This is a genomic window from Paenibacillus sp. 32O-W (genome assembly GCF_007679495.1).
GTDB classification, from domain to species: domain Bacteria; phylum Bacillota; class Bacilli; order Paenibacillales; family NBRC-103111; genus Paenibacillus_L; species Paenibacillus_L residui.
Genome location: NZ_VEGP01000080.1, coordinates 1 through 23,216, shown reverse-complemented (window position 1 = coordinate 23,216; position 23,216 = coordinate 1). Strand labels below are relative to the sequence as shown.

General features: G+C 48.5%; 22 protein-coding genes and 2 pseudogenes. 10 read left to right on the top strand and 14 right to left on the bottom strand.

The window, feature by feature from the left end; translation table 11 throughout:
- Positions 1-101 precede the first annotated feature (101 nt).
- A complete protein-coding gene (locus FS806_RS22480; RefSeq protein ID WP_225312782.1) occupies positions 102-422 on the top strand; it encodes a hypothetical protein in 321 nt (106 codons plus the stop codon).
- Between the two features lie 371 nt (positions 423-793).
- Here FS806_RS22480 and FS806_RS22475 read toward each other — a convergent pair whose 3' ends face one another.
- Entirely contained in the window at positions 794-1,552 is a 759-nt protein-coding gene (locus tag FS806_RS22475; RefSeq protein WP_144941170.1) for a (S)-benzoin forming benzil reductase, read from the bottom strand.
- Positions 1,553-1,701: 149 nt separating this feature from the next.
- Complete coding sequence (locus FS806_RS22470) at positions 1,702-2,298, bottom strand: hypothetical protein (RefSeq protein WP_144941168.1); 597 nt, start codon at positions 2,296-2,298, stop codon at positions 1,702-1,704.
- Between the two features lie 331 nt (positions 2,299-2,629).
- Here FS806_RS22470 and FS806_RS22465 point away from each other — a divergent pair.
- Positions 2,630-2,749, top strand: a pseudogene (locus tag FS806_RS22465) (VOC family protein); the annotation flags it as partial.
- Positions 2,750-2,761: 12 nt separating this feature from the next.
- On the opposite strand, the gene FS806_RS22460 reads toward FS806_RS22465, so the two are convergent.
- The gene (locus FS806_RS22460; protein ID WP_144941166.1) at positions 2,762-3,949 is read right to left on the bottom strand and encodes an MFS transporter; all 1,188 of its coding nucleotides are present in this window, start codon (positions 3,947-3,949) and stop codon (positions 2,762-2,764) included.
- A gap of 252 nt (positions 3,950-4,201) precedes the next feature.
- Entirely contained in the window at positions 4,202-4,993 is a 792-nt protein-coding gene (locus FS806_RS22455) for a class I SAM-dependent methyltransferase (protein WP_144941164.1), read from the bottom strand.
- Between the two features lie 256 nt (positions 4,994-5,249).
- Between FS806_RS22455 and FS806_RS22450 the strand changes: the two are divergent.
- From FS806_RS22450 to aac(2')-IIb, 4 genes and pseudogenes are all read left to right on the top strand, one after another.
- Positions 5,250-5,850: pseudogene (locus FS806_RS22450) on the top strand (short chain dehydrogenase).
- A 116-nt stretch (positions 5,851-5,966) separates the two neighbouring features.
- The gene (locus FS806_RS22445; RefSeq protein WP_144941162.1) at positions 5,967-6,491 is read left to right on the top strand and encodes a GNAT family N-acetyltransferase; all 525 of its coding nucleotides are present in this window, start codon (positions 5,967-5,969) and stop codon (positions 6,489-6,491) included.
- A gap of 84 nt (positions 6,492-6,575) precedes the next feature.
- Positions 6,576-6,797 carry a DUF1963 domain-containing protein gene (locus tag FS806_RS22440; RefSeq protein ID WP_260982222.1) on the top strand — a complete coding sequence of 74 codons (222 nt, stop codon included), beginning with the start codon at positions 6,576-6,578 and terminating at the stop codon, positions 6,795-6,797.
- Positions 6,794-7,513: a kasugamycin N-acetyltransferase AAC(2')-IIb gene (gene aac(2')-IIb, locus FS806_RS22435; RefSeq protein ID WP_225312783.1), complete on the top strand. Its 720-nt coding sequence runs from the start codon at positions 6,794-6,796 to the stop codon at positions 7,511-7,513. Before FS806_RS22440 ends, aac(2')-IIb begins: the two co-directional genes overlap by 4 nt.
- A 125-nt stretch (positions 7,514-7,638) precedes the next feature.
- Here the strand turns inward: aac(2')-IIb and FS806_RS22430 are convergent, their stop codons facing one another.
- Positions 7,639-8,589, bottom strand: a complete 951-nt coding sequence (locus FS806_RS22430; protein ID WP_144941160.1) for a cation diffusion facilitator family transporter — start codon at positions 8,587-8,589, stop codon at positions 7,639-7,641.
- A 339-nt stretch (positions 8,590-8,928) separates the two neighbouring features.
- On the opposite strand from FS806_RS22430, the gene FS806_RS22425 reads away from it, so the two are divergent.
- Positions 8,929-9,546 carry an NAD(P)/FAD-dependent oxidoreductase gene (locus FS806_RS22425; protein ID WP_144941158.1) on the top strand — a complete coding sequence of 206 codons (618 nt, stop codon included), beginning with the start codon at positions 8,929-8,931 and terminating at the stop codon, positions 9,544-9,546.
- A 166-nt stretch (positions 9,547-9,712) separates the two neighbouring features.
- On the opposite strand, the gene FS806_RS22420 is transcribed toward FS806_RS22425, so the two are convergent.
- Together FS806_RS22420 and FS806_RS22415 are read right to left on the bottom strand one after the other, a co-directional pair.
- Positions 9,713-11,146 (bottom strand): DUF6179 domain-containing protein, encoded by a 1,434-nt coding sequence (locus FS806_RS22420; protein WP_144941156.1) that lies wholly within the window; start codon positions 11,144-11,146, stop codon positions 9,713-9,715.
- A gap of 2 nt (positions 11,147-11,148) precedes the next feature.
- Positions 11,149-11,616, bottom strand: a complete 468-nt coding sequence (locus tag FS806_RS22415; protein ID WP_144941154.1) for a DUF6323 family protein — start codon at positions 11,614-11,616, stop codon at positions 11,149-11,151.
- 703 nt (positions 11,617-12,319) lie between these two features.
- Between FS806_RS22415 and FS806_RS22410 the strand changes: the two genes are divergently transcribed.
- On the top strand, positions 12,320-13,693 hold the full coding sequence (locus FS806_RS22410; RefSeq protein ID WP_144941152.1) for a UDPGP type 1 family protein: 1,374 nt from the start codon (positions 12,320-12,322) through the stop codon (positions 13,691-13,693).
- A 164-nt stretch (positions 13,694-13,857) separates the two neighbouring features.
- Here the strand turns inward: FS806_RS22410 and FS806_RS22405 are convergent, their stop codons facing one another.
- The 7 genes from FS806_RS22405 to FS806_RS22380 all read right to left on the bottom strand — a co-directional run bounded on the left by FS806_RS22405 (position 13,858) and on the right by FS806_RS22380 (position 21,565).
- Complete coding sequence (locus tag FS806_RS22405) at positions 13,858-15,561, bottom strand: proline--tRNA ligase (protein WP_144941150.1); 1,704 nt, start codon at positions 15,559-15,561, stop codon at positions 13,858-13,860.
- Between the two features lie 101 nt (positions 15,562-15,662).
- Positions 15,663-15,896 (bottom strand): hypothetical protein, encoded by a 234-nt coding sequence (locus tag FS806_RS26385; protein ID WP_222126750.1) that lies wholly within the window; start codon positions 15,894-15,896, stop codon positions 15,663-15,665.
- A 206-nt stretch (positions 15,897-16,102) separates the two neighbouring features.
- Positions 16,103-17,068: an ABC transporter ATP-binding protein gene (locus FS806_RS22400; RefSeq protein ID WP_144941148.1), complete on the bottom strand. Its 966-nt coding sequence runs from the start codon at positions 17,066-17,068 to the stop codon at positions 16,103-16,105.
- Positions 17,061-18,047 carry an ABC transporter ATP-binding protein gene (locus tag FS806_RS22395; RefSeq protein WP_144941146.1) on the bottom strand — a complete coding sequence of 329 codons (987 nt, stop codon included), beginning with the start codon at positions 18,045-18,047 and terminating at the stop codon, positions 17,061-17,063. Before FS806_RS22395 ends, FS806_RS22400 begins: the two co-directional genes overlap by 8 nt.
- 11 nt (positions 18,048-18,058) lie before the next feature.
- Positions 18,059-18,982, bottom strand: a complete 924-nt coding sequence (gene opp4C, locus FS806_RS22390) for an oligopeptide ABC transporter permease (RefSeq protein ID WP_144941144.1) — start codon at positions 18,980-18,982, stop codon at positions 18,059-18,061.
- 12 nt (positions 18,983-18,994) lie between these two features.
- Complete coding sequence (locus FS806_RS22385; protein ID WP_144941142.1) at positions 18,995-19,957, bottom strand: ABC transporter permease; 963 nt, start codon at positions 19,955-19,957, stop codon at positions 18,995-18,997.
- 105 nt (positions 19,958-20,062) lie between these two features.
- Entirely contained in the window at positions 20,063-21,565 is a 1,503-nt protein-coding gene (locus FS806_RS22380; RefSeq protein WP_260982221.1) for an ABC transporter substrate-binding protein, read from the bottom strand.
- Between the two features lie 67 nt (positions 21,566-21,632).
- On the opposite strand from FS806_RS22380, the gene FS806_RS26890 reads away from it, so the two are divergent.
- Together FS806_RS26890 and FS806_RS22375 are read left to right on the top strand one after the other, a co-directional pair.
- The gene (locus FS806_RS26890) at positions 21,633-21,848 is read left to right on the top strand and encodes a hypothetical protein (RefSeq protein ID WP_260982220.1); all 216 of its coding nucleotides are present in this window, start codon (positions 21,633-21,635) and stop codon (positions 21,846-21,848) included.
- A gap of 278 nt (positions 21,849-22,126) precedes the next feature.
- A complete protein-coding gene (locus FS806_RS22375; protein ID WP_144941138.1) occupies positions 22,127-23,029 on the top strand; it encodes a TIGR01777 family oxidoreductase in 903 nt (300 codons plus the stop codon).
- Positions 23,030-23,216 lie beyond the last annotated feature (187 nt).

Below are 23,216 nucleotides of genomic sequence, written 5' to 3'. Positions count from 1 at the left end.
TGTTTGGGGGTGAAACAATAGAAGACCCTAGCTAGGAAGCTAGAGTCTGCAACGGAATGTGAATTCCGAGAAGCTTATTTGATACATATGAGGTGACAAATTTGAGAAGCAAATCCATGTTGGTGATGGTAGCGGTAGTCGTGGTGATCCTCTGCCTGACCCTCATTAAGGTCAATGTATCGCCTCCAGGCAAAACCAGAATCATATTGGAGCATACCTATAAGACTTACATTGCTCCCTCTTGCTTTGAACAAGCCAAGGTGACCAACAATTTGGCAGATTCCACCTTGAGCAAGGCGCAGGAGCTAAAGTATGAACCGGAATCGGCATGTACGGAGCAAGCTTTGGGCAAGGAGAAAATGTCTCTGCTCGATACCATTCTAGTGAAGGCCGGACTGAAAAGCAGTAAATGGAGCTGGTAGGCAGTAAGTAAGGGTTCCTCCAAGCGGAGGAACCCTTTACGCTATTACCGCGGGACGAATTCCTGCGATTATACATCAATTTAGAAGCGATTCAGAATACTCGCTACCGAAAAACGGCGAGAAAATACATTAATTTCTGAAAAAAATCACCCAATCACCCTTGGACCGAGTAAAAAGATGTATTTTCACAGGTTTTGCTGCGGACACGGGACTCAACGGCTAAAAGCATGGCGTGAACACAAAAATAGTGGTCATCGTAAAAAGCTGCCCAATGTAAGATTGCCGCTGGAAGGTCGTAGTAAACGAAGCCGGCACAACGTTAAAATTTTCGCTCCCGATGGTGATCGAAGGCCTAGCGGCACTTCATTGGGTTATTCCAAGTCGCGGACATCCATAACCTGCCCGTTAGGAAAAGATTCGCTCAGCAAAACCTTGAGCAGCTTGGCGGCCGCCTCTTCCGGAGAGTACAGAAGTCCCTGCTTCTTATAATCGATAAACCGCTGCACCTGTTTAAAATCCTCTTCTTTGGAAGCCCGGATTTCCGCCTGCATATCGGTATCTACCACCCCCGGAGCGACGGAAACGATTTTCACCCCGTGCTCCAGCTCCTCTTGCTCGGCTCCCACACATCTAGTGAAATGGTCCAACCCCGCTTTGGAGGTGCAGTATCCGCTCCAGCCGTAGTAAGTTTTCTTGCCTGCTCCCGAGGAAATGTTAAGGATCCGCTTGTCTATTTTGAGATGGCGGGTCTGCTGGATAAAGCTTGATGTAATAATCATCGGCGCAATCAGGTTAATCCGGATATTGTCCGCGATCTGCACGCCGTCGTTGTTTTCCACAGGGCCAATAGGCTGCAGTACGCCGGCATTATTGATCAGATAAATGGAATCCAAGCGGCTCAGATCGATAGAAGCGATGATGTCCCGGATTCGTTCCTCCAGCAAGTCTACCTCATTCAGATCGATAGTCACCCAATCCAATTTGACCTGTTTGTCTGCGGCTTCCCGGGCAAGCGAATCGTTACGGCTTCTGGACAGGCAGATCAAGTGATGGTCCGGTTCCAGCAATTGACTGGCCAAGGCTTGTCCCAACCCTCTGGAAGCGCCTGTCAGTATGATGGCTCTTTGCAAAGCAAGTCCCCCTGTCTATGGATATTCTAAGCACCAGTGTATCAAATAAAGGCGGATTGGGCTATCGCCGCAAAATTGCTGGAACGCTATTCCGTTCCCCTTAAGTACGGGACCATGCTAAAGCAGAAGCGGCCAGAGGCCGCCTCTGCTTATTTTTCCATATGTTCAAAATCGAACCGGTAAAATTCATTATAGTAATGATAAGGGACTTTGGAAAACTTAAAGGCCATCAGAATGCCGGAATCTTCAATTCTAACAAAATGCAGCACTTTGGTGCGGACGCAGCAGCGAACCAGGCAATCGGCCATCCGGTTGTCATTGCAACGGATAGCTCTCACCAGCTTCGCGGCAAATTTGCGATTACAGGCGATTTCCCGGTAGAGGGGAAGGACAGCCCTGGAAATGAAACGATGAATAGGGGTGCTGAAAGTGAATTGGACGTGCCCCGGGCGGATTGAGGTGGCGTTGACATATTCATGGATAGGGGCATTGGTATTAAAGCCTATCATATATCCGATGCCGTTCGTCGATAGGGACGCCCTTCTTCTTGTCACCGGAGCGGTCTTATAGAACATCTTTTCCAGACGGTCCAGGTCGGCTTTGCGCACGGCGGACGACCAGGTTTTGGCATAACTGCGGCTGGCGGCAATTTTTCGGTAGAAAGGGACCATAGAGGCGGCCATCCGTCTTAAGAGCGGAACCGTGACATAACCGTTCCGTTTGCGGCTGCGGTGTTGTCGGCTCATCGTCGGACCTCCTTGTCATTATGACGTATGCCGTTGCTATAACCTATGCCCCTCCGGGCCAAACGCGCACGGCATTCGCCCGGACAATTGTTCACGGCTTGTCGTTGAAGAGGTACAGCGGAGGCGATCGTGCTGTCTTTATAGCGAAACGGTCCGGGAAGCTTGGGCAAAATCCTTGCTGCTAAAGCCAGGGGAATATTATGCCGCCATGCGGCGGTGTCGGGAATTAATAAGCCAAATCCATGATACAATTTGAAGAAGGATTGATAGTCGATAATGGGGGAGTGGTTATGCTGAAAGGCTTGCCGCAAGATTGGCGGAGGGGGAAAGAATGTTGAAAATCGGAGGCATTAACCATTTGCTTTTTTCTGTAACTGATTTAGAAAAATCCATTAAGTTTTACAAGGAGCTGTTTAATGCAAGGCTATTGGTCGAAGGCAGGAAATTGGCTTGTACACGTGTTTCATCCTTCCACCGTTCTTCCCGGTTTCATGCGTTCGCTGTATAGCACTTTGACCATCAGCATAATCGAAAGAACGATCAGCAGCGCCGGAATCCAAAAAATTTGCGGCGTAATGCCTTTGATCAGCAGAGGCAGGAAATATCCGATCAGAGATGCGGTCTGGGAAATAAATACATACAGGCTGGCCCCGAATCCCGTCCTGTGAATGAACATGCGCTGCACATATCCCATACCGACACCGTAAAGCACCGAGACGAAAAAAGAATACAGCGGCTGTACGATGAAAAAGACCGGCAAGGATTCGCTTACCGTATATGTAACATAGGTTCCCAGCGCAAACAGGCTTCCAAGCAAAATAATCGGCTTGCTGCCGTATTTAGCCGCCCAATAGCCGGCCATCGTCATAAATAATAACTCGAAGACCGCCTGGGTGCTCCAAATGTAAGACATCAATTCGGGGTTGCCGAACCGGACGTTAATCACAAGCGGCAGATATAGTCCGCGAATGGCGTCGGCGCAGGACAACAGTAAAATCGCAAACAGCATAACCAGCGAGAAGGGTTCGCCAGCCGCTCTCTTGCCGGCGGAAGAGTCGGCCGTAATTTCCCGGTAAAACAATAACAGCGCAAACAGTGCCGCATACCCCGCCAAATTACCCCACAGCACGCCTTGAAAAGTGGCGATCAGGAACAGATTCGCACCCAACAGCAGCCCGGTAAAGAAGCCGACGCTATACGTAGCCCTTAGCCAAATTTGCGAGATTTCCACTACATCCGGAGCGAACTTCGTAAAATGACTGCGGGCCATGGCGAACAGCTGCCCCATGATCATCCCGGACGGAGCCATGGCGAGACACATTCCGATTAACGCAGGCACATAGCTGGAAGCTCCCATATAGATGATGATTCCGGTCATGCAAAGGACAGCCGCCACGAGCGGAATCGTTTTTTTGCGCTTCATCCGGTCGCTTACTATGCCGACCGAAATCGTCAGCACCATATTCAGAAACAGCGATATGGAGTAAATCGAAGCGATCTCCAGCTTGCCAAGCCCTACCGAATCCTGCAAATATATTGCATTCATAGGAGCGAGAATTCCTGTCCCGATCCCGTAGAACAGCAGGGTCAGCACCAGAACCAAGGCTCCTTTAATTTTTAGAAACGCCCGCAAATCCTGCCATAACCGCATGATGGAGGCTCCTTCCGAGAAATGAATATTCCTTGCGCTACAGTCTATGTTTAATTTTACCACATTAGAAAGTTGAAGTTCATTTAAACATTAAAATGAACCGCTTTCTAATTGGCATAAAAAGTTACCTCTAATACCGGGTTATTCATCTTCGAAAGGGCTTCGTTAAAAGCTTTTTTTACCACATTAGAAAGTTGAAGTTCATTTAAACATTAAAATGAATCACTTTCTAATTGGCATAAAAAGCTACCTCTAAAACCGGGAATTAATTTTTACAGCAAACCATATTGTCCATGAATCTTTTTCAACAATAGGAGCTTTATAACCACTGAGCTTATCTTTTATGAACGATATCAAATCGAGAAGTTCATCATCCGTCAATTCATGAAGAATGGAGCGGCCGGTTCTTAGAAGTAAGTCGGTATTTAATGCTTCGAAATGATCATACACACGTCTTATCTCCCGGATGGAAACCGTTTTGTCCAGACGAAATCCATTCGATTCCAGTGCTTGCTGTACTTGATTTACGTCATACCTGCGAGCTATTTCTTTTTCAATCAATCGGGGGAATTTTTCGAAAAAATAACCTCTTATATGATTTTCATCCCCGGGCAGCAAACAATCTTCGGGAGTTCTGTCCTGAACGATGAGAATGCCGCCAGTTTTCATAATGCGGTTGGCTTCTTTGAAGCAGGCATCCAAGTCGCTCAGGTGGTGGATTAATGCTCTTTCCAACACGATATCGAATTCATTTGCAGTCAGGTTGGAATGATAAGCATTTTCAAGAAGGAATGCAGCGTTGGGAGTATTTTTGCAATTCTCCATCGCGCCTTTTAACATTACTTCCGAGAAATCTACACCGATAGCTTGAGTTGCCCCCATTTCAATCAAAGCTTTCGTGTAAATGCCCCCACCGCAGCCAATATCCGCAACCCGTTTATTCGATACTTCCACCATCTCTTTCATTAAAGAGACCCAGGATTCATCGGAAATTCTTGCTGCATAGGTCCGCCTGTTTTTGTCATCGTGAAAGTTGATCGGCATTTTAAACGAGCTCCTCTCACTATTGGTTTTATTAGGTGAAACTTCGTTTCATATATTATACCATAAAATTCCACGCAGTCTGCAAAAATAAAAGCCTGGCGGTTTGGAGGGACTGTATACAGGCTGGATGAAGGAAGACTGACGAAGCAGTCCTAAGCTTCATTCGTCATAAGATGGTGCCGCATTTTTGGGTCATATCAGGATTGTGCTACAATATAATGGCAACGAATTATCAACCGGAAAGAGGGATTGGATAATGAAGATAGTCGTTGTTGGAGCAAGCGGCACGATCGGACAAGCGGTCATTCAGGAATTAGAAAAAAAGCACGAAATCATTCGTGCCGGAAGAAATGGTCAGGATGTTTCAGTCGATATTACATCCGTTGTTAGTATTAAGAATATGTATGAACAAATCGGTAAAATAGATGCCGTAGTGAGTACAACAGGCGGTGCACATTTTGCACCCATTACGGAATTAACCCCGGAGTTAAATGAAATAGGAATCGAAAGCAAGCTCAAATGTCAGATTAACCTGGTACTTTTGGGCATGGAGTATATGAATGACGGCGGAAGCTTCACTTTAACAACCGGAATTATGATGGATGATCCGATTCCTCTAGGAGCATCTGCTGCAATGGCTAATGGAGGTGTTAAGGCGTTCGTCAAATCTGCAGCCATTGAAATGCCGAGGGGAATTCGCATCAATAGCGTTAGCCCCAACGTTTTGCAAGAATCATGGGACAAATATGGTGAGTTTTTCCCGGGCATTGAAAGCCGTACCTGCCAGCCGGGTAGCACTTGCCTATAGAAAAAGTGTAGAGGGAGCTCAAACCGGACAAAACTACGAAGTCTATTAAGCGGCCTTAGGTTGAAGGAAAACAACCAAGAATCAAAGATCATTCAATAATCGACGCAAGGACGTGGGTCCGTCATGCCCTATAAAACAGCTTAGATAAGGATGAAACTGATCATTATGAACCTTAGAGAATTTGATGAAGTTTACGCGATAATGAAAGCCTCATTTCCTGACAGTGAGCGGAGAACTTATGCCGGACAGAAGGAGCTGCTAGCCGATCCGCATTATCGTCTCATTACGGAAACGGATGACAATAACAACATTATTGCTTTCATGGCTGTATGGGAATTTCCCCAGTTCCGCTTTGTGGAACATATTGCCGTCGATCCGAATACTAGAGGGAGCGGTATCGGAGGGAAGTTGATGAGCACATATATCGGAGAGTCCGCAAAGCATGTAATACTGGAGGTGGAACCCCCTGATACCGATTTGGCGCAGCGGAGAATAAGCTTTTACGAGCGATTGGGGTTTCAACTCAATTCTTTCGAATATGTGCAGCCGCCTCTTCAGACAGGACAGCCGGATTTGCCGCTTAAAATCATGAGCTATCCTCAATCTCTCACGGAAGCGGAGTTTGTCCTGTATAGAGAAATCTTGTATACAAAGGTTTATAAGGCTGCCGGTGGGCGGCAAGCGCCTTAAAGATGCGAACTAGGTGTAAATGGATTGATGTGGAAATTGCTGACTGCTTGTTCGAACATGGCTAATGGGAGGGAAATCATCAGAATGGAGCCGTTTACTAAAACCGGCGGTTATCCGTCCTACATCCAATCTCCGATCTCATTGAAGGAGTACCAATACGTAATGCAGATTGCATCGGAAGAGAAGCCTCGCTTTATGATTGGGGACAACGGCAATCTGTACTTGTACAGATCGCGTACGGATGGGAGTGGTACATGCACTGGGATTGTTATTAGAGATAGAGAGGTTTGTGAGGTGAAAGCTTGAGGGATCGGGAAGAAATTAAACCAACCGCCGTGGAACTGATGGAGCTCCATGTTGAAGCGCTGTTTACCCATGACCGAAATAAGAGGCTGCTTACTATAAACGAGCCTTGGTCCGGAGAGGATCCCGCCGCCCGCTTTTTCTTGGGTCGAACTATAGAGGGGACGGCTCTCTGCCGATTTCGGTATGATGTCCCGGAGAAGGTTATTGAGCAGCTGGAAGAGTTATGTGCCGATGAACCGATCGTCAGTGATTTTCGGACGAAACCGAAACATTTTGAAGCCTATATGAGCCTTCTCCAAGGAGAAAGGTTTACGATGGGGCCCTGTTATCTGGTTCCGGCCCAGGCCGCGCCGGCCATGCAAGTGATCAGTATTACCCGGGATAATATGAAGGAATTTTTGCATGGCGATTTCGAATGGTTAACATCGGAAATAGACAGCGCGCAGCCTTGTATTGGGCTTGTGCGCGAAGGGCGGGCCGTGTCCATCTGCCGCAGCGTTCGCATCACTTCCAGAGCACATGAAGCAGGGCTTGAGACCTTGGAAGGATATCGTGGTAGGGGATATGCCGCTGCCGTCGTTGCTGGATGGGCGACAGAGGTAAGAAGGATGGGAAGACTCCCTTTATACAGTACATCATGGGACAATTTCGCATCCCAAAGTGTCGCGAGAAAATCAGCCTTGTCCTTATATGGAGTCAATTTTACAATTATTTAAAACTAGCCCTGACAAATTAAATACAGATGGGTTGTCGTCATCAACATTGAAAAAGTAAAGCGTCCCATGAAGAAAGGTTCAGGGGACGCTGTTTTGTTGACCATATTTAGAAAAGGGGGAACCTGCTAAACGGTCATTTCCTCGTGATGAATTGCAGAAGTTTCAATTTGAATGGTGGTATGCCGAATCTTAAATTTCTCCTCGATGATGTGAATGGCGGCCTGTAAAATTTTTTGACTGTCCATATGATCTTCAATAAGGATATGGCAGCTTAATGAATCCAGTCCCGATGTAATCGTCCAAATGTGCAGATCATGTACATCAACCACTCCGTCGATGCTTCCTAAAGCTTCTTTCACTTCCGTTTGGTCAATAGTAATCGGCGTGCCCTCCATCAAAATATGAACCGTATGTTTAATAATTCCCCAAGCGCTTTTCAAGATCAATAAGGCAACCAGCACGGAAATAATAGGGTCAGCAGCATACCAGCCAAACAACAGCATGATGATTCCGGCAAGGATAGCACCTACAGAGCCCAATGCGTCACCGATCACATGCAGGTAAGCGCTGCGAAGGTTGACGTTGTTTTTGACATCGCCTTTGCGCATCAGTGTCCACGCGCTTAACAAATTGGCGAGAAGCCCGATGGAAGCAATTATCATCATCGAACCGCTGGCAACCGTCGGCGGATCGTAAAAACGCTGAATGGCCTCCCAAGTAATAAATCCGGCAATGACAAATAACGTAACTCCGTTAAACAAAGCGGCTAAAATCTCAAAACGGTAAAACCCGTAAGTTTTGTTGGGAGAGGCCGGCCGGGTCGCAAACCAAATGGCAATCAAGCTTAGCAAAAGCGAACTGGCATCACTCAGCATATGTCCCGAATCAGACAAGAGCGCCAGGCTGTTCGTTATTAACCCACCGAAAAACTCTAGCAGCATAATACCCGAAGTGATGAGCAAAGCAATAGTTAACCCTTTTTTGTTTCCTTCTCTGCTGCGGTCGTGATGATGATGTCCGTGCCCGTGTTGGTGGTGATGGCCATGGTCGTGGGAATGGTTATGATGATGGTGCATTCTAATCTCCTCCTGATAGGTTAATGGCCTGTTAAGAAGTTATTATTCACTCAACTCCAAAATTTAATATATGAGCATATGTTCATATTCACATTATGAGGAGTGGAATGAATTTTGTCAAGGATTAACAATCATTAAATAGTTTAAGTTGGAGTAGAGAAATTACCGATTGACAAATATACCATACGGGGGTATCCTAATAACTAGCAAAGGTAAAAAACATGATTCATCCCATTCTTGTTAAGACACGGGAATGAAAGGGATTGGAATTCCAACAATAAAATGAGTCATTCGGCTTGGTTCGAGCGGCGAAGTGAATAGATATCGGAGGAGAGACAGATGTCAAGAACGAAGTTTGCGATTACTCCCGGTTTTGAAATCGGAGGAACATTATTCAAACCGGAACAGCTGGCTGTGCTCGGTTCCATTGTCGGCGAAGACGCGAGGATCGAATTGACCACCTTTAAACAACTGTATGTGGAACTGGAAAAAGATCACTTGGAAGAAGTAAAACAAAAGCTGAGGGAGACCGGACTGGAAATTCATCCTGCCGGATTTTTCACCAAAAGCTTGATTGCTTGCAATTTTTGCCGGGGGGCCGAGGATGCGGGGCTTGATGTTGCGAAAGCATTAGGTGACGCCATTGCCGGTTATGAAGTTCCGAGTCCATTGAAGATAGGATATGCTGGCTGTGCTTTGGGGACGAGCGAACCATTGCTGAAGGATATTGGCGTGGTGAAAATGAAAGACAAGTATGACATTTACGTAGGCGGCGAGGGCAAGTCCCTGAAAGCCACCGTTGGCGTTCTGTTTATGTCGGGTCTAGCTGCAGAACAATTGATCCCGGTCATTCTTCAGCTCATTAAGCTTTTTCAGCAAAACGGCAGAAAGAAAGAGAAATTTTCGAAGTTTATTGAGAGAATGACCATGGAGAAGCTGAGAGAAGCGGTAAGTTAATTCGGATAGAGGAATGGTAATTTTAGACGGAAAGACTTGCGAAGCGATTGGCGCTCAAGCCCAAGCATGGCATGACTTCTTCGTGGTTACGATGGGCAGGTGGGAAAACCCCGGCACTGCTTTCGGGTGTGAAAATAGGCCGGGATTACCTGTGAATCGGTTATAATCAATGAAAAGTTATTTCTTGATAATCGATATGATGAATTAGAAGTTCAATGGACCCAAGGCGGTTCGGGCTCAAGCTCTTCAAATAGTGAGTAAAATACGTCTGCCATTCGCTTCCGTTAACTTCCGTATCGTTAATGATCGTTAACAAATGCTTTCGATCATTCCGGATTGATTCGTAGAATACGATTTTGAATAAAACCGCCAGTTCTATATCGCCAAAGGTTTCAAAGAGTGCTTCGTATTCATCTTCATATAGACAATCGGATTCCAGTATATCCAGAAAGTCGTGCAGGGAACGAAGTCGCGATTTGATCAGCTTCGCCTTATCTTCCTTATCCTCCAATTGTCTGATTTCTTCAAGCATTAGGCGAAGCTCGGCATCGCTTATCCGGTCCTCTGCGCTAACAGAAAATGCAATGGGCTTCATTGTTTCCTCTTGACGGGTGATGATTACGGCTTCCAGACTGTTATGTTTCGCCGCATGGACGATTCGCTGTATGACTTCCTTCTTGCACCGGTTCATGTAATCCGCTAATGAAGGGTCACAGATTTGCCGCTCTTGCAGCAGACGATGGATCGCTTCTTGAATCATTGAAGAAACTTGTGAAGGGTCCGTCTCCGACAGCAGCCGATTTAATCGCTCGAATGAAGCTGTTGAAATCTGAAGTTGATGGGCACCGGCTCCCGACAGCATCGAAAAAATCGCATTGTTCAGTACCAACTCAAATATATTAAACAATTCAATTCGGTAATCAAATCTGCACACTCTCCCGAAATTCACCAGCAGCTCACGAAGATCCGCCTGACTGAACATGCGGCAAAAGCGGGTTTCGATCTTTAGATGCTCCAAATACTGCTTCATATAAAAGACTCCCTGAACTCGCATATCATCAATCGCTAAGGGATAGTCGATGCTGGCCATCGTCTGATGAGCATCGAAGACAATTTCATATTTCTTGAAAAATACAGGCAAGGATTCATCTATGGTCATGTTATAAGCGTCCACCGGGACATCCAGCTTATTGCGTCTGACTTCCCGATATAGCTGTTTAGTATCTTCGAAGCACTGACGCACCCGTTCAACTCCTGCTTCGTAAATTTTTTGAAGACTTCCGGTTTTTAAACAGGTGATCGCTTGGTCCGGATGTTCGAAGCTCTGCATATACGCGTCTATTGCATACATGATGGAGGATAGGAGGCTTTCTGCCGTCTCCGCAGCTACCGAGGAGCTTTCTCCTTGCGTATAGCGTGCTATGAGACTCTGCAAAATAATCATTAGGCGGTTTTGTATGCTGTAAACTTCCTGTTGGTTAAGCAGCCCTGAACGCAACCCATCCTCCATAAGGGATATCGTGTACTGGTTCGGCTTAAGGTTCTTCGGCCTAATCCGTACCGGAGTCATGTGCGATGGCAGCCCGTTTGGACCCTTCAAGCTTATTCCTCCTCCTTTGGCAGAAATTCATTGTGCTGCATTTCTCTTCTGTAATGGTAAGCGTACTCTTCCAGATTGCTCTTCAGCAGCTCCAACGAGCCTCCGCTTTCCTCGTCGAAGAGCTGTCTCATGATTTCCACCAGCCTGGCGTCACCGATCTGATCTTCAGTTTCATTCTTTAGATAATAAAAAATCTCTTGCAGCTCATTTAGAGTCGGGACATAATTCTCATCGTTTATATAGGGCGAGGCTGCAAAACCGTCGATTAACGATCGGATGACCTCGAAGCCCAACTCTACTCGGCCATAACTGTAAAGCAGTTGATTTCTGACATGGATCATTTGTGCGGCTTCCTCCGGCGTCAGCATCAAACCGAACGGCGCGGTCTTCTCATTAAGTTCCAGAATCTCCATTACTGCCTGCTCCTGCGCCGTTTGGTTCAAAGAGTGGAATAAGCGTGATAACCGCATGAAATTTCCCTCCCTTGGTCAGGTGAATAAAAAACTAAAACAAAAAAACTATTGACAAAAAGAAATTATTGTGTTATAATATTTTGATTAAATTATTGAATAATTATTTTATCCTTATTTATTCGTTTTGTCAATTGGATGACCGGGCAACAACTTCAGAGGCCGAGATTATCGATCCGCCACACCTATCTGACGCTTAACGAATTGAATTTTAGTTTTCGTCCGATTTCGTCGGGAAAGAACGTCAATAGGTTTGGAAATAGGCCGGACCGTGAATCCGTTGATCAGATTCCAAGGAATATTCAAACGCGGGACGCTGCCCGCGTTTTTTTACCACATTAGAAAGTTTAAGTTCATTAAAACATTAAAGTGGAACAAACTTTCTAATTGGCATAAAAAGCTTCCTTTAATACCGGGTTATTCATCTTCGAGATGGCTCCGTTAGGAGCTTTTTTTAGTATGCCTAACGAATCGGACATTTTGGGCATAGATTGCGGCCGGGATAGGCATTCGGTACTACGAAATAACCCCCTTTAGCGGCATGTGGGCCAAAATGGGGCTTAAGGGATAGATTCCCATTTCCGGTGATGTGGTACAATAGACGAGGCGGTAATTCGAAGCTTCATCATTCTGCCGAGGGAGACACTAAGGTTATTCTATTAGGAAGCTATTAATCTATCATTCAAGCACGAGGGGAGATTAGATGAAGTCCAGGAAGGAACAAGCCGAAGCGCTGCTTCGTCAGTATAATCAACAGCATTTATTGAATTTCTATCATGATTTGACAGCCGAGGCTCAGGAGAGCCTGCTGGATCAGATTTTTTCTCTCGATTTCGAACAAGTAGCTGCGTTATTCGATCAGAGGACGGATAGCCCGGCGCAGATGGAAAATGAATTAACTCCGATAGAAGCGGGAGTCTGGGATGAATTCAGTGAAGAGAGGAAACAGCAGGAGGAGGAGGCCGGCTGGCAGGCGCTTCGTTCAGGCCGGGTGGCCGCTCTGGTGGTAGCGGGAGGACAGGGAAGCCGCTTGGACCACGACGGGCCTAAGGGAACCTTCAATATTGGCCTTCCTTCCGGAAAATCTTTATTCCAGCTGCAGGCCGAGAGACTACTAAATTTGAGCTCGCAAGCGGGGCGAACTATTCCTTGGTATGTGATGACCAGCCCCGAAAACGATGGGGAAACGACGGAATTTTTCCGGAAAGCGGATTATTTCGGTTATCCCCGGGAAGCGATTTTCTTCTTCGAGCAGAGCGTACTGCCCGCCATAGATGCCGAGGGCAAAATATTGCTGGCTGACAAAGACCGGATCAGTCTGGCCCCGGCCGGCAATGGGGATTGCTTCGCAGCCATCAAGCGTTCCGGCGCATTGGCGGATATGAAAGCACGGGGCGTGGAATGGGTATTTTATTACAATGTCGACAATGCTCTGGTGAAGGTAGCGGACCCGAAATTTATCGGATACACCATCTCCAGCGGGGCTTCTGCAGCCTGCAAAGTCGTTCCGAAATCCCATCCGGAAGAGAAGGTGGGAATCGTCTGCCTCAACCGGGGGCGGCCCGCAGTCATCGAATATTCCGATATGCCGCGCGAGATGATGACGGCACAGAATGAGGAAGGGCGTCTGTTGTATGACCAGGCCAACATTTCGATGCATCTGTTCCGCCTCGATTTCGTTGAGAAGGGCGCTGATTCTCCGCTGCCATATCATGCGGCTCATAAGAAGATAGCCGCTATCGATGTGCAAGGAAATCCGCTCAAGCCTTCCGAGCCTAATGCGTATAAGTTCGAGCGGTTCATCTTTGACCTGTTTCCGCTGGCAGATAAACTGGCGGTGCTGCAGGTTAACCGCAGCGAGGAATTCGCACCGGTCAAGAACAAGGAAGGGGAAGACAGTCCGGAGACAGCGAGGAAGCTTGTCCTGGAGCTGCACCGCAAATGGCTTCTGGAAGCCGGGGCAGCAGAGGAGCGGCTGGAGGGCCGGACCGTGGAAATCTCTCCGCTTATATCCTATGCCGGTGAAGGGCTTCATTCGAGGATTTCCGAACTGCTGGAGCAAGAACAGAGCATCTAGCTGGATAGTCAAGCAAATCCTTGTCAAAGCATGACTCCTTGGACCGGAAATCGGGCCAAGGAGTTTTTTGGGGTTGGGGGCAGGGCAGAATAGAAGACCTGCCTGACGAAAGTACTGCCGCCCAGCTAATCTTCATTGGCCGAGGGATAGATTCCGATACTTCTTCAGCTCTTCATCCTTCCCAAGACATGAGTGACAACATCCTCGTAACCGATGACTTCCGCAGCGGCCTGCCCTCGTTCTTTAATTTCCACCAAGCCTTCGCCGGCTTGTTTGCCGACTATGATCCTTATAGGAATACCGATCAGATCGGAGTCTTTGAATTTGACCCCGGGCCGCTCCTCCCGGTCATCCATCAACACTTCCATGCCCTCTGCCTGCAGACGATAGTATAGCTTTTCCGCAAGACCTCGCTGTACCGGATCTTGAACGGAAACCGGAATCAAATGCACATGGAAAGGGGCGATCGCCATCGGCCACAGGATTCCGCCATCATCATGATTCTGCTCGATGACCGCGGACAGAATGCGTGAGACGCCAATTCCATAGCAGCCCATGATTACCGGGTTCTCCCGGCCTGCGGCATTCAAGAAGCCGGCCCCTAGAGCCGCGCTGTATTTGGTCCCCAGTTTGAAAACATGGCCGACTTCGATCCCGCGATAAAATTTGAAAGTCCCTTCGCAATGCGGGCAAGAATCTCCCTCCGTTACATTACGGTAATCGCCTATATGCTCCAAGGGGAAATCCCGCCCGGGAACGACATAGCGAAGATGATAATTCGGTTCATTTGCGCCTGCGACTCCGGATTCAATAATAGCGGCTTCCTGATCGATCCATAGGGGCAGGCTCAAGCCGACCGGTCCGGCAAATCCTGTCGGGGCCCCCGTATGTTGACGGACTATTTCCTCATTTGCCAGCTCGATATGATTCGCTCGGAGAGCATTCTTAAGCTTGGTTTCGTTCACTTCATGGTCGCCTCGCACAATCACGGCGACAGGGCGGCCGTCCGCCATGTAAATGAGCGTCTTCAGAATATGCCCGGCCTCGATGTCCAACGAAGCTGTCAGCTGATCGATGGTGCGGACCCCCGGTGTATGAATCTTCTCGGGCTTGGGGACAGTCCTTGCTTCCGCAGGTGACGCTCCATGCCTCGTATAGGCCGTCTCCAGATTGGCGGAATAGCTGCAATTCGCGCAGACTGCGACCGTATCCTCGCCAATGTCGGCCAGAGCCATAAATTCATGGGTTTCGCCTTCTCCGCCGATAGTCCCGGCATCGGCTTCCACCACCCGGTAGGTGAGCCCGCAGCGGTCAAAGATGCGGGTATAGGCATAGTATACGTTCCGATACGTTTCGTCCAAGCTTTCCCAATCCGCGTCGAATGAATAAGCATCCTTCATCATAAATTCCCGGCCTCTCAGCAGGCCGTATCGCGGCCGGCGTTCGTCCCGGAATTTAGTCTGGATTTGATACAGGATCATCGGCAGCTTGCGATAAGAATTGACTTCATCCCGGATTAATGAAGTAATCACTTCCTCATGAGTCGGGCCGAGTGCAAATTCACGATTATGGCGGTCGTATAGCCGCACAAGCTCGGGACCGTACAGAGAGTAGCGCCCCGATTGCTGCCATAGCTCCGCAGGCTGCATTGCCGGCATCAGCATTTCCTGCGCGCCTATTCGATCCATTTCTTCCCGGATGATGGAGGAGACTTTCCTCAGCACTCGCCATCCTAACGGCAAGTAAGTGTAGATGCCGGCGGCCAGCGGCCGGATCAATCCCGCCCGAAGCATAAGCTGATGGCTCACGACATCCGCCTCTGACGGCGCATCACGCAAGGTGGGAATCAGAAGCTTGCTTTGAAGCATAAATATAACCTCCCAAGAAACAAATTTGGATTGGAAGCCAATAAGAAGGACGCAAAAAAGCGCATCCGTCAGGGACGAATGCGCCGTGGTACCACCCTTATTTAACCGTTAATTGTAATTAACGGTCCTTCTGCCTGATAACGGATAGGTTCCGGTAACGGTTGCTGATTCCCCGTTACAGCTCGCAAGGCGGGGAGATTCCTTCGAATCGGGAAACCTTCCAGCCGCGGATTTCCTCTCTGAACCATCGAATCGTGGAATCCCATGTCCTGGGTCATGGCTTTTCCTGCAATAATGATTTTATATAGAATACTATCAGAATCTTCAAGGTTCAAGTGTTAAGTTCCGGGGCTCCCCGCAAAGTATCCGGAATACACTTCGAAGGTTACGCGTCACTTTGTGGGGTATTTTACAGGGCTCCCCGCAAAGTATCCGGAATACACTTCGAAGGTTACGCGTCACTTTGTGGGGTATTTTACAGGGCTCCCCGCAAAGTATCCGGAATACACTTCGAAGGTTACGCGTCACTTTGTGGGGTATTTTACACCAGATGGCAGGCGACATGGTGGCCGGGGGCCACTTCCCGGTACTTCGGGACCTCGGATTTGCACTGATCCACCGCCATGGGACAGCGGGTATGAAACTTGCAGCCCGATGGCGGGTTGGCCGGGCTCGGGATATCGCCCTTCAGCACAATCCTTTCTCTCCGCATGACAGGGTCGGGAATAGGAACCGCCGACAGGAGAGCCTTCGTATACGGATGGAGAGGGTTGCGGAAGAGCTCCTCTCTGGATGCCTGCTCGACCATCGAACCCAGGTACATGACAGCAACATGGGTACACAGATGCTCTACGACACTAAGATCGTGTGAGATAAACAGATATGTGAGACCTTTCGTTTCTTGCAGATCGCTAAGCAGATTAATGATTTGGGCCTGGATAGAAACGTCCAGAGCCGACACCGGTTCATCCGCGACGATGAATTCGGGATTCAGGATCAGCGCCCGCGCTATTCCGATCCGCTGTCTCTGTCCGCCGGAAAACTCATGCGGGAAACGATCGATATGATATGGCGCAAGCCCGCAAATATTCAGTACCTCCAGCACCTGCTCCCGAGCCTCTTTCCGGTCTGCGATTCCGTGGTCGATCAGTGCTTCACCAATGGCTTCGCCAATTTTCATCCGCGGGTTCAAAGAGCTGTAGGGGTCCTGAAACACCAACTGCATCCTCGGGCGCAGCTTCCTCAGCTCTTTCTTCGGGAGCCCATGAATGTCCGTCCCCTGAAACAGCACCTGTCCCTCTGTTTTATCATTCAGGCGGAGGATGGTGCGGCCAACCGTGCTTTTGCCGCAGCCGGACTCACCGACCAGGCCTAGGGTTTCCCCCTTCTTCAGGGTGAAGGAAACGTCGTCTACCGCTTTGACGTGCCCCACCGTTTTTTGCAAAATCCCGCCGCGGATCGGAAAATATTTTTTTAACCGTTGAACCTCCAACAATAGCTCACCCATGGGCAGCCCCTCCCTCGTAAAGCCAACAGGCTACTTTATGCTCCTTGTTTTCGACCAGTAGATCAGGTTGGGCCTCTTTGCAAACCGGCATGCAGCGATCGCAGCGATCGCTGAAATAGCAGTTATTTCCCAGCGAGATCGGGTTAGGCACCTGTCCGGGGATGGAATAGAGCCGCTTTTGCTTCTTGTACAGAATAGGCTTCGCTTTAAGCAGCCCCTGGGTATAAGGATGCTTGGGGTTGTGAAAAAGCTCGACAACCGGCGCTTCCTCGATCACTTTGCCGGCGTACATAACGACGACATAATCGGCCATTTCAGCGACCACCCCAAGGTCATGGGTAATCAGCATAAGAGAGGTATTCAACTGCTCCTTGATTTTTCTCATTAAATCAAGAATTTGGGCCTGGATTGTCACATCCAGCGCAGTCGTCGGCTCGTCTGCGATCAGCAGCTTGGGATCACAGCTTAGCGCAATGGCGATCATGATTCTCTGCCTCATACCGCCGCTTAACTCATGGGGGTATGAGTTCATGATTTGCTCCGCGCGCGGAATGCCGACCAAACGGATCATGTCTATCGCTTTTTCGCGGGCCTCTTTCTTGGAGAGCAGCTTATGCTCTATCAGCGGTTCCATGATTTGCTCTCCGATCTTGAGGACCGGGTTCAAGGATGACATGGGCTCCTGGAAGATCATAGCGATCTCGTTGCCGCGTATGGCCCGCATTTCATGCTCCTTCAGCTTGAGCAAATCCTGGCCCCGGAACAGGATTTCGCCGCTTTCGATTTTCCCGGGGGGAGAGGCGATAAGCCTCATTAAAGACATGGCGGTGACGCTTTTGCCGCAGCCGGATTCACCGACGACACATAACGTTTCCCCTTCTTTTATTTTAAAGCTGACATCATTGACCGCTTGGACGACGCCGGCCTCGGTGTTGAAGGATGTTTTTAAATTGCGAAACTCCACCAAATTTTCTGCCATATTCGTTTCTCCTATCTTTTCATTTTAGGGTCTAAGGCGTCTCGTAATCCGTCCCCGATCAGATTGATGGAGATGACGGTGACAAAGATGCAGATTCCGGGTGGAATCCATAGCCAAGGCCGTAATTGAAAATCGACGAGATTGTTGGCCACCTGGATCATATTTCCCCATGACGGTGTAGGGGGAATGACACCAATTCCAAGATAGCTCAAGGCGGACTCGGCCAGAATGGCCGAAGCTACCGTCAACGTAGCCGATACGATGATAATCGGAACGGTGTTGGGCAGCAGATGGCGGAAAATTTTACGATGATCTCTTAATCCGAGCACCTCGGCAGCCTGCATGAATTCCTGCTCCCTGAGGCTTAAGACCTGACTTCGGACCAAGCGGGACAGGGTGGCCCAGCCTAACATACCGAGAATGAACATGACGACATAGATTCGCGCTCCGGCCGGAATTTTCAAATCGGATAGAACGGCCCCCAACAAAATAAGCAAGGGCAGGTTGGGGACGGAATAAATAATATCGGCCAATCTCATTATGATAGAATCCGCCCAGCCACGGTAATAACCGGCAATGGCACCCAACACACTGCCGATCAGGACCGAAATGAACATGGCCGCAATGCCGACGGTCAGCGAAATCCGCCCGGCCAGCATCGTGCGTGTCAGCACATCTCTGCCCAACTTGTCAGTTCCCAGCCAATGAGTGGAGTTAGGAGCTTTGTTGCCGTTAGCTACACTGACCTTCTCCATCAGGTGGGAGGAGATGAGGGGGCCGACGAAACAGAATACAACCATGAAGGCGAGCACGGTCAGTCCGATCATCGCCATCCGGTTTTTGCGCAATCTCCGAAGTGCAAGCCTCCAGGGAGAAGAAGGGTGGGATCGTTTGGCAACGCTTACTTGAGTATTTGTTGAAGGTACCGGTTTCATGTCCATCTCCTCCTATTTCAGACGTATTCTGGGATCGGCCGTTCCGTATAACAGATCTGCCAGGAAGTTGCCCAGAACGGTCAGCAGCGCCAGAAACATTGTAAAACCCATCAGAAACGGGTAGTCCCTCAACCCCACTGCTTCCAGATTGATCCGGCCGATTCCGGGCCAGTTATAGATTTTCTCCAGGATGATGGCTCCGGCAAATAAACCGGGAAGCTCCAGACCGAACAAAGTAATGGCGGGAAGCAAGGCGTTCCTCAAGGCATGCTTGTAGATGACCATCTTCTCTTTCAGTCCCTTTGCCCTTGCGGTGCGGATATAGTCCTGCCTGATAACCTCCAGCATACTGGTTCTGATGTACCGGGTCAGTGATCCGGCGTGAATCATCGTAAGCACCATAACGGGAAGGAACATATGCTTGGCCAGATCCCAGAGCCGGGCGAATCCGCTCAAATCGCTTCCGGTTGTGTACATTCCGCCGACAGGGAAAATATTAAAGTCAACGGCAAATAATTTGATCAGCAAGAGACCGATAAAAAAGGAAGGAAGCGACATGGCGGCAAACACAAAAAAAGTGGCGCCCGCATCGAACAGGGAATATTGCCTTGTTGCGGAGAAAATGCCGACAAAAACGGCAATCATCCAATACAGAACGAGAGCGACGACAGCCAGCAGGAAGGAGTTCCACATATAATCATTCAAAACTTTCGTCACCGGCTGTTTGTACATCAGAGAATCGCCGAATTCGCCTTTCAGAACATTGCCTATCCATGTGAAATAGCGTTCCATCAGAGGCTTGTCTAAGCCGTAGATTTCCCTGAGCTCTTGAGCTCTTTCCGCAGTCAAATTCGGGTTGGAATTGGCATCTACGAAATCGCCCGGGGCGAGGGTGAGGACGAAAAAGATAAGAAGAGAGATTCCGATCAAGGTAGGAATCATGTTAAACAATCTGCGAATGACATACTGCTTCATTCCGTTCCTCCTCGTAGTTAGTCCATATGCCCAGCCCGAAGGCTGAGCATATGGACTTTCGGGTAATGTGTTGCATACTTACTACAGCAAATCAAACCCTTTTTATTAATTGATGGACACTTGATAAAGGCTGTACGGAAATCTCTTGAACGAAGACACATCCCAGCCCTGCGCCCGGGCATTGATCGGCAAGATGTCTGTACGCTGATACAAGTAAATATAAGGCAGATCTTCATTCAGCTCTTTATACAGCTCGTGATAAATTGGCTTCCGCTTCTCGATATCCAGTTCCAGGAGCCCTTTAGCCAGCAATTCATCGACCTTCGGATTGGAATATCCGATTTCATTCTGAGAGCCGTTCGTTCCGAACACGTTCGTGGAATCCGGGTCCGGTGTCAGTTGCCATGCCAGGAAGAACATGTCGAAATCGCCTTTCTTCTGCTTCTCCTTCACCGCGTTGAAATCCAGCATATCCGGCTCAAACGCGATTCCCAATTCTTTATAGTTCTCTTGGGCAACCGGGATGATAACATCATTGACCGGGTTGGGGGTGGTTGCCAGGAAATGGATTTTGAATTTCACTCCATCCTTCTCTCGAATGCCGTCGGCTCCGACCTTCCAACCGGCTTCATCCAGCAATTGAGCGGCCTTCTCCAGATTGAATTCATATTTATTAACGTCATCGGTATATGCCCAGGATACATTGGATTGCGGAACATTAATGACCTTAGCATTGCCCTGGTAAACCGCTTCCACAATTTCCTCCCGGTTCAAGCCATAGGTCAGCGCCTGCCGAACCCGCTTATCCTTGAATTTCGGATCATTATGATTGAACCCGATGTAACCGTATCCGTTCGTCGGGAACAGGTTAATATCCAGGAATCCCAATGATTTAAGCAGCTCGACATTGTCCTTGCTGACGGTCACTTGAGTTTCGGAATCCGTCTCGCCGGCTTGCAGCGACTGGATATTCGTATCACTCGAGGTTACCTTGTAAATCAGCTTGGGAATTTTCGGCTTTCCTTTAAAATAATTCTCATTCGCGACGAAGCGAACCTCTTGCCCGGGAACGTAAGCTTCCATAATATAAGGGCCGGAGCCCAGCGGCTTCTGGTGAAGCTCCTTCATATAGTCCAGACTGCCCTGCTTATAATCTTTACCGTAATAATGCTTGGGAATGATCACATCCCCTATATTGGCCAGAGTGGATGCGCTTACTTCTGTAGTCGTAATTTCAATCGTATGCTCATCGATGACCTTGATGCCTTCGACTTCGGAGGCGGTTCCTTCCTTGTATTCTTTACCTCCCTTGATCTTGGCCTTCATAATGTCGGAAGGGCCGTCATAGGACTTGTCGTGCAAGACCGTCAAGGTAAAGGCGACATCCTCTGCGGTTAACGGCGTCCCGTCGGTAAACTTCACGTCATCCCGCAAATGAAAGGTGTAAACCAGCTTGTCGTCGGAAACTTCCCATTTCTTGGCGACGCTGGGCTCGTATGTGCCGTCTTTCTTGACTTGAATCAAGGAATCGAAAATCGCAGAGTTAACATAATTGTCGTAAGTGGTTTCGCCGTATATTCCGTTAAACAAACCTTTGAAGTCTTGCATCCCGATAATGAGCGTGTCTGTTCTGCTTTGTGCCGCAGCAGGGCTCTTGGATTTGTCGGACGCAGGGATGAAACTGTCACTGGCTTTACTCTGTTCAGGAGTTGGAGCGGCAGAGGGCGCCGTGGATGGGGCGGTGCTCGCGCTCGGCTGTGGACTTGAGGTATCTGGCGGCGGATCGGCTGATTTTGTGCTGCAGGCTGAGAGAACTAAGGTGCCAGATAAGAGCAAGCTAAGTACAACATTTAATTTTTTTGACATGTTGCAACCTCCCTTAAATGGTTAAATTTAACACACTATCACTAAACTATCAGAATATTCTTGAAAAGTTTGTCGAATTATGTAGTAAGAAAGAAATATTTTTTTGCGCATATGGATAAAAAGAAAAATTTTATTACTTTAAAGCGTAGACCCTTCAAAGCGGTTTAGTACTATTTTGCTGCAGTTATTTTGCTCTGTATGGCAAAGTGAAGTTTGTCGAGATATGGTAAAATAAGGTGAGCAATACGGATCGGGAACAAGCTTCAAAATCTATTAATTTATTAATTAAAGGGAGGGACTCCTATGAAAATAGCAGTGACAGGAGGAACCGGCTTTATCGGAGGGCATTTGGTGAAGCATTTAATTAATCAGGGTCATGAAGTCCTGGTCATTTCCCGTTCCGCCGAAAGCAAGGTTTCTGGCGCGGCTGTGGTGTCTTGGGATGAAATAGAAAGGGAGCCCGCAAGGCTGGAAGGAGTGGATGCCATCGTCAATCTGGCCGGGGAAACGATCAATCAGAGATGGACCCGGCCGGCCAAAGAGAGAATTATTCAATCGCGGCTGAAGGCAGCTTCCCGGATAGACGATGCGGTATCCCGTCTGGAGCGGAAGCCCGAAGTCATAGTGAACGGATCAGGGATGTCGATCTACGGCACCTCGGAGGAAGACTCTTTCGATGAGCAAAGTCCTGCCCGATTAACGGATTTTCTGGCAGCCGTGGTCGAACGGTGGGAAGAAGCGGCGGAAGCCATTCAAGTTCCGCGTTTAATCAAGCTGCGTGTAGGATTGGTGCTGGGTGCGGATGGCGGAGCCTTCCCTCTGATGAAGCTGCCCTATCAACTCAAAGTAGGGGGGCGCCTGGGCAGCGGCAGGCAGTGGATGTCCTGGATCCATATTGAAGATATGGTGCGGCTGATTGATTATTGCATCCGGAATTCGCAACTTTCGGGCCCGGTGAATGCAACGGCCCCTCATCCGGTAACTAACGATGATTTCGGACGGACTTTAGGGCGCGTTATGAAGAGGGGCCACTATTTTCCGGTTCCGTCCTTCGTATTCAAGCTGCTCCTGGGAGAACTGTCCGTTTTGCTGCTGGAAGGGCAGAGAGTCCTCCCGCGGCGGGCGATGGAGTGCGGGTTTAAATTCAAGTATCCTAATTTGCAGGAAGCTTTGGAGAATCTGACCGCCAAGAAACGGAGGGAATGAGCTTACGAATTCTTCTAGCAAGCAGGCTGCGGGAAGCGTTAGAGGATGTACAGGTTATACGGGATGAAATGTGATCGGCATGGGTGGAATCATCCGGTTACAATTATCATCCTAAATTTCGAAAGTACCGTTCATTGAAAACATAAAAAAGTGCCCAAATCTTTGGTAGAATGGTGTTTGTCGAGAA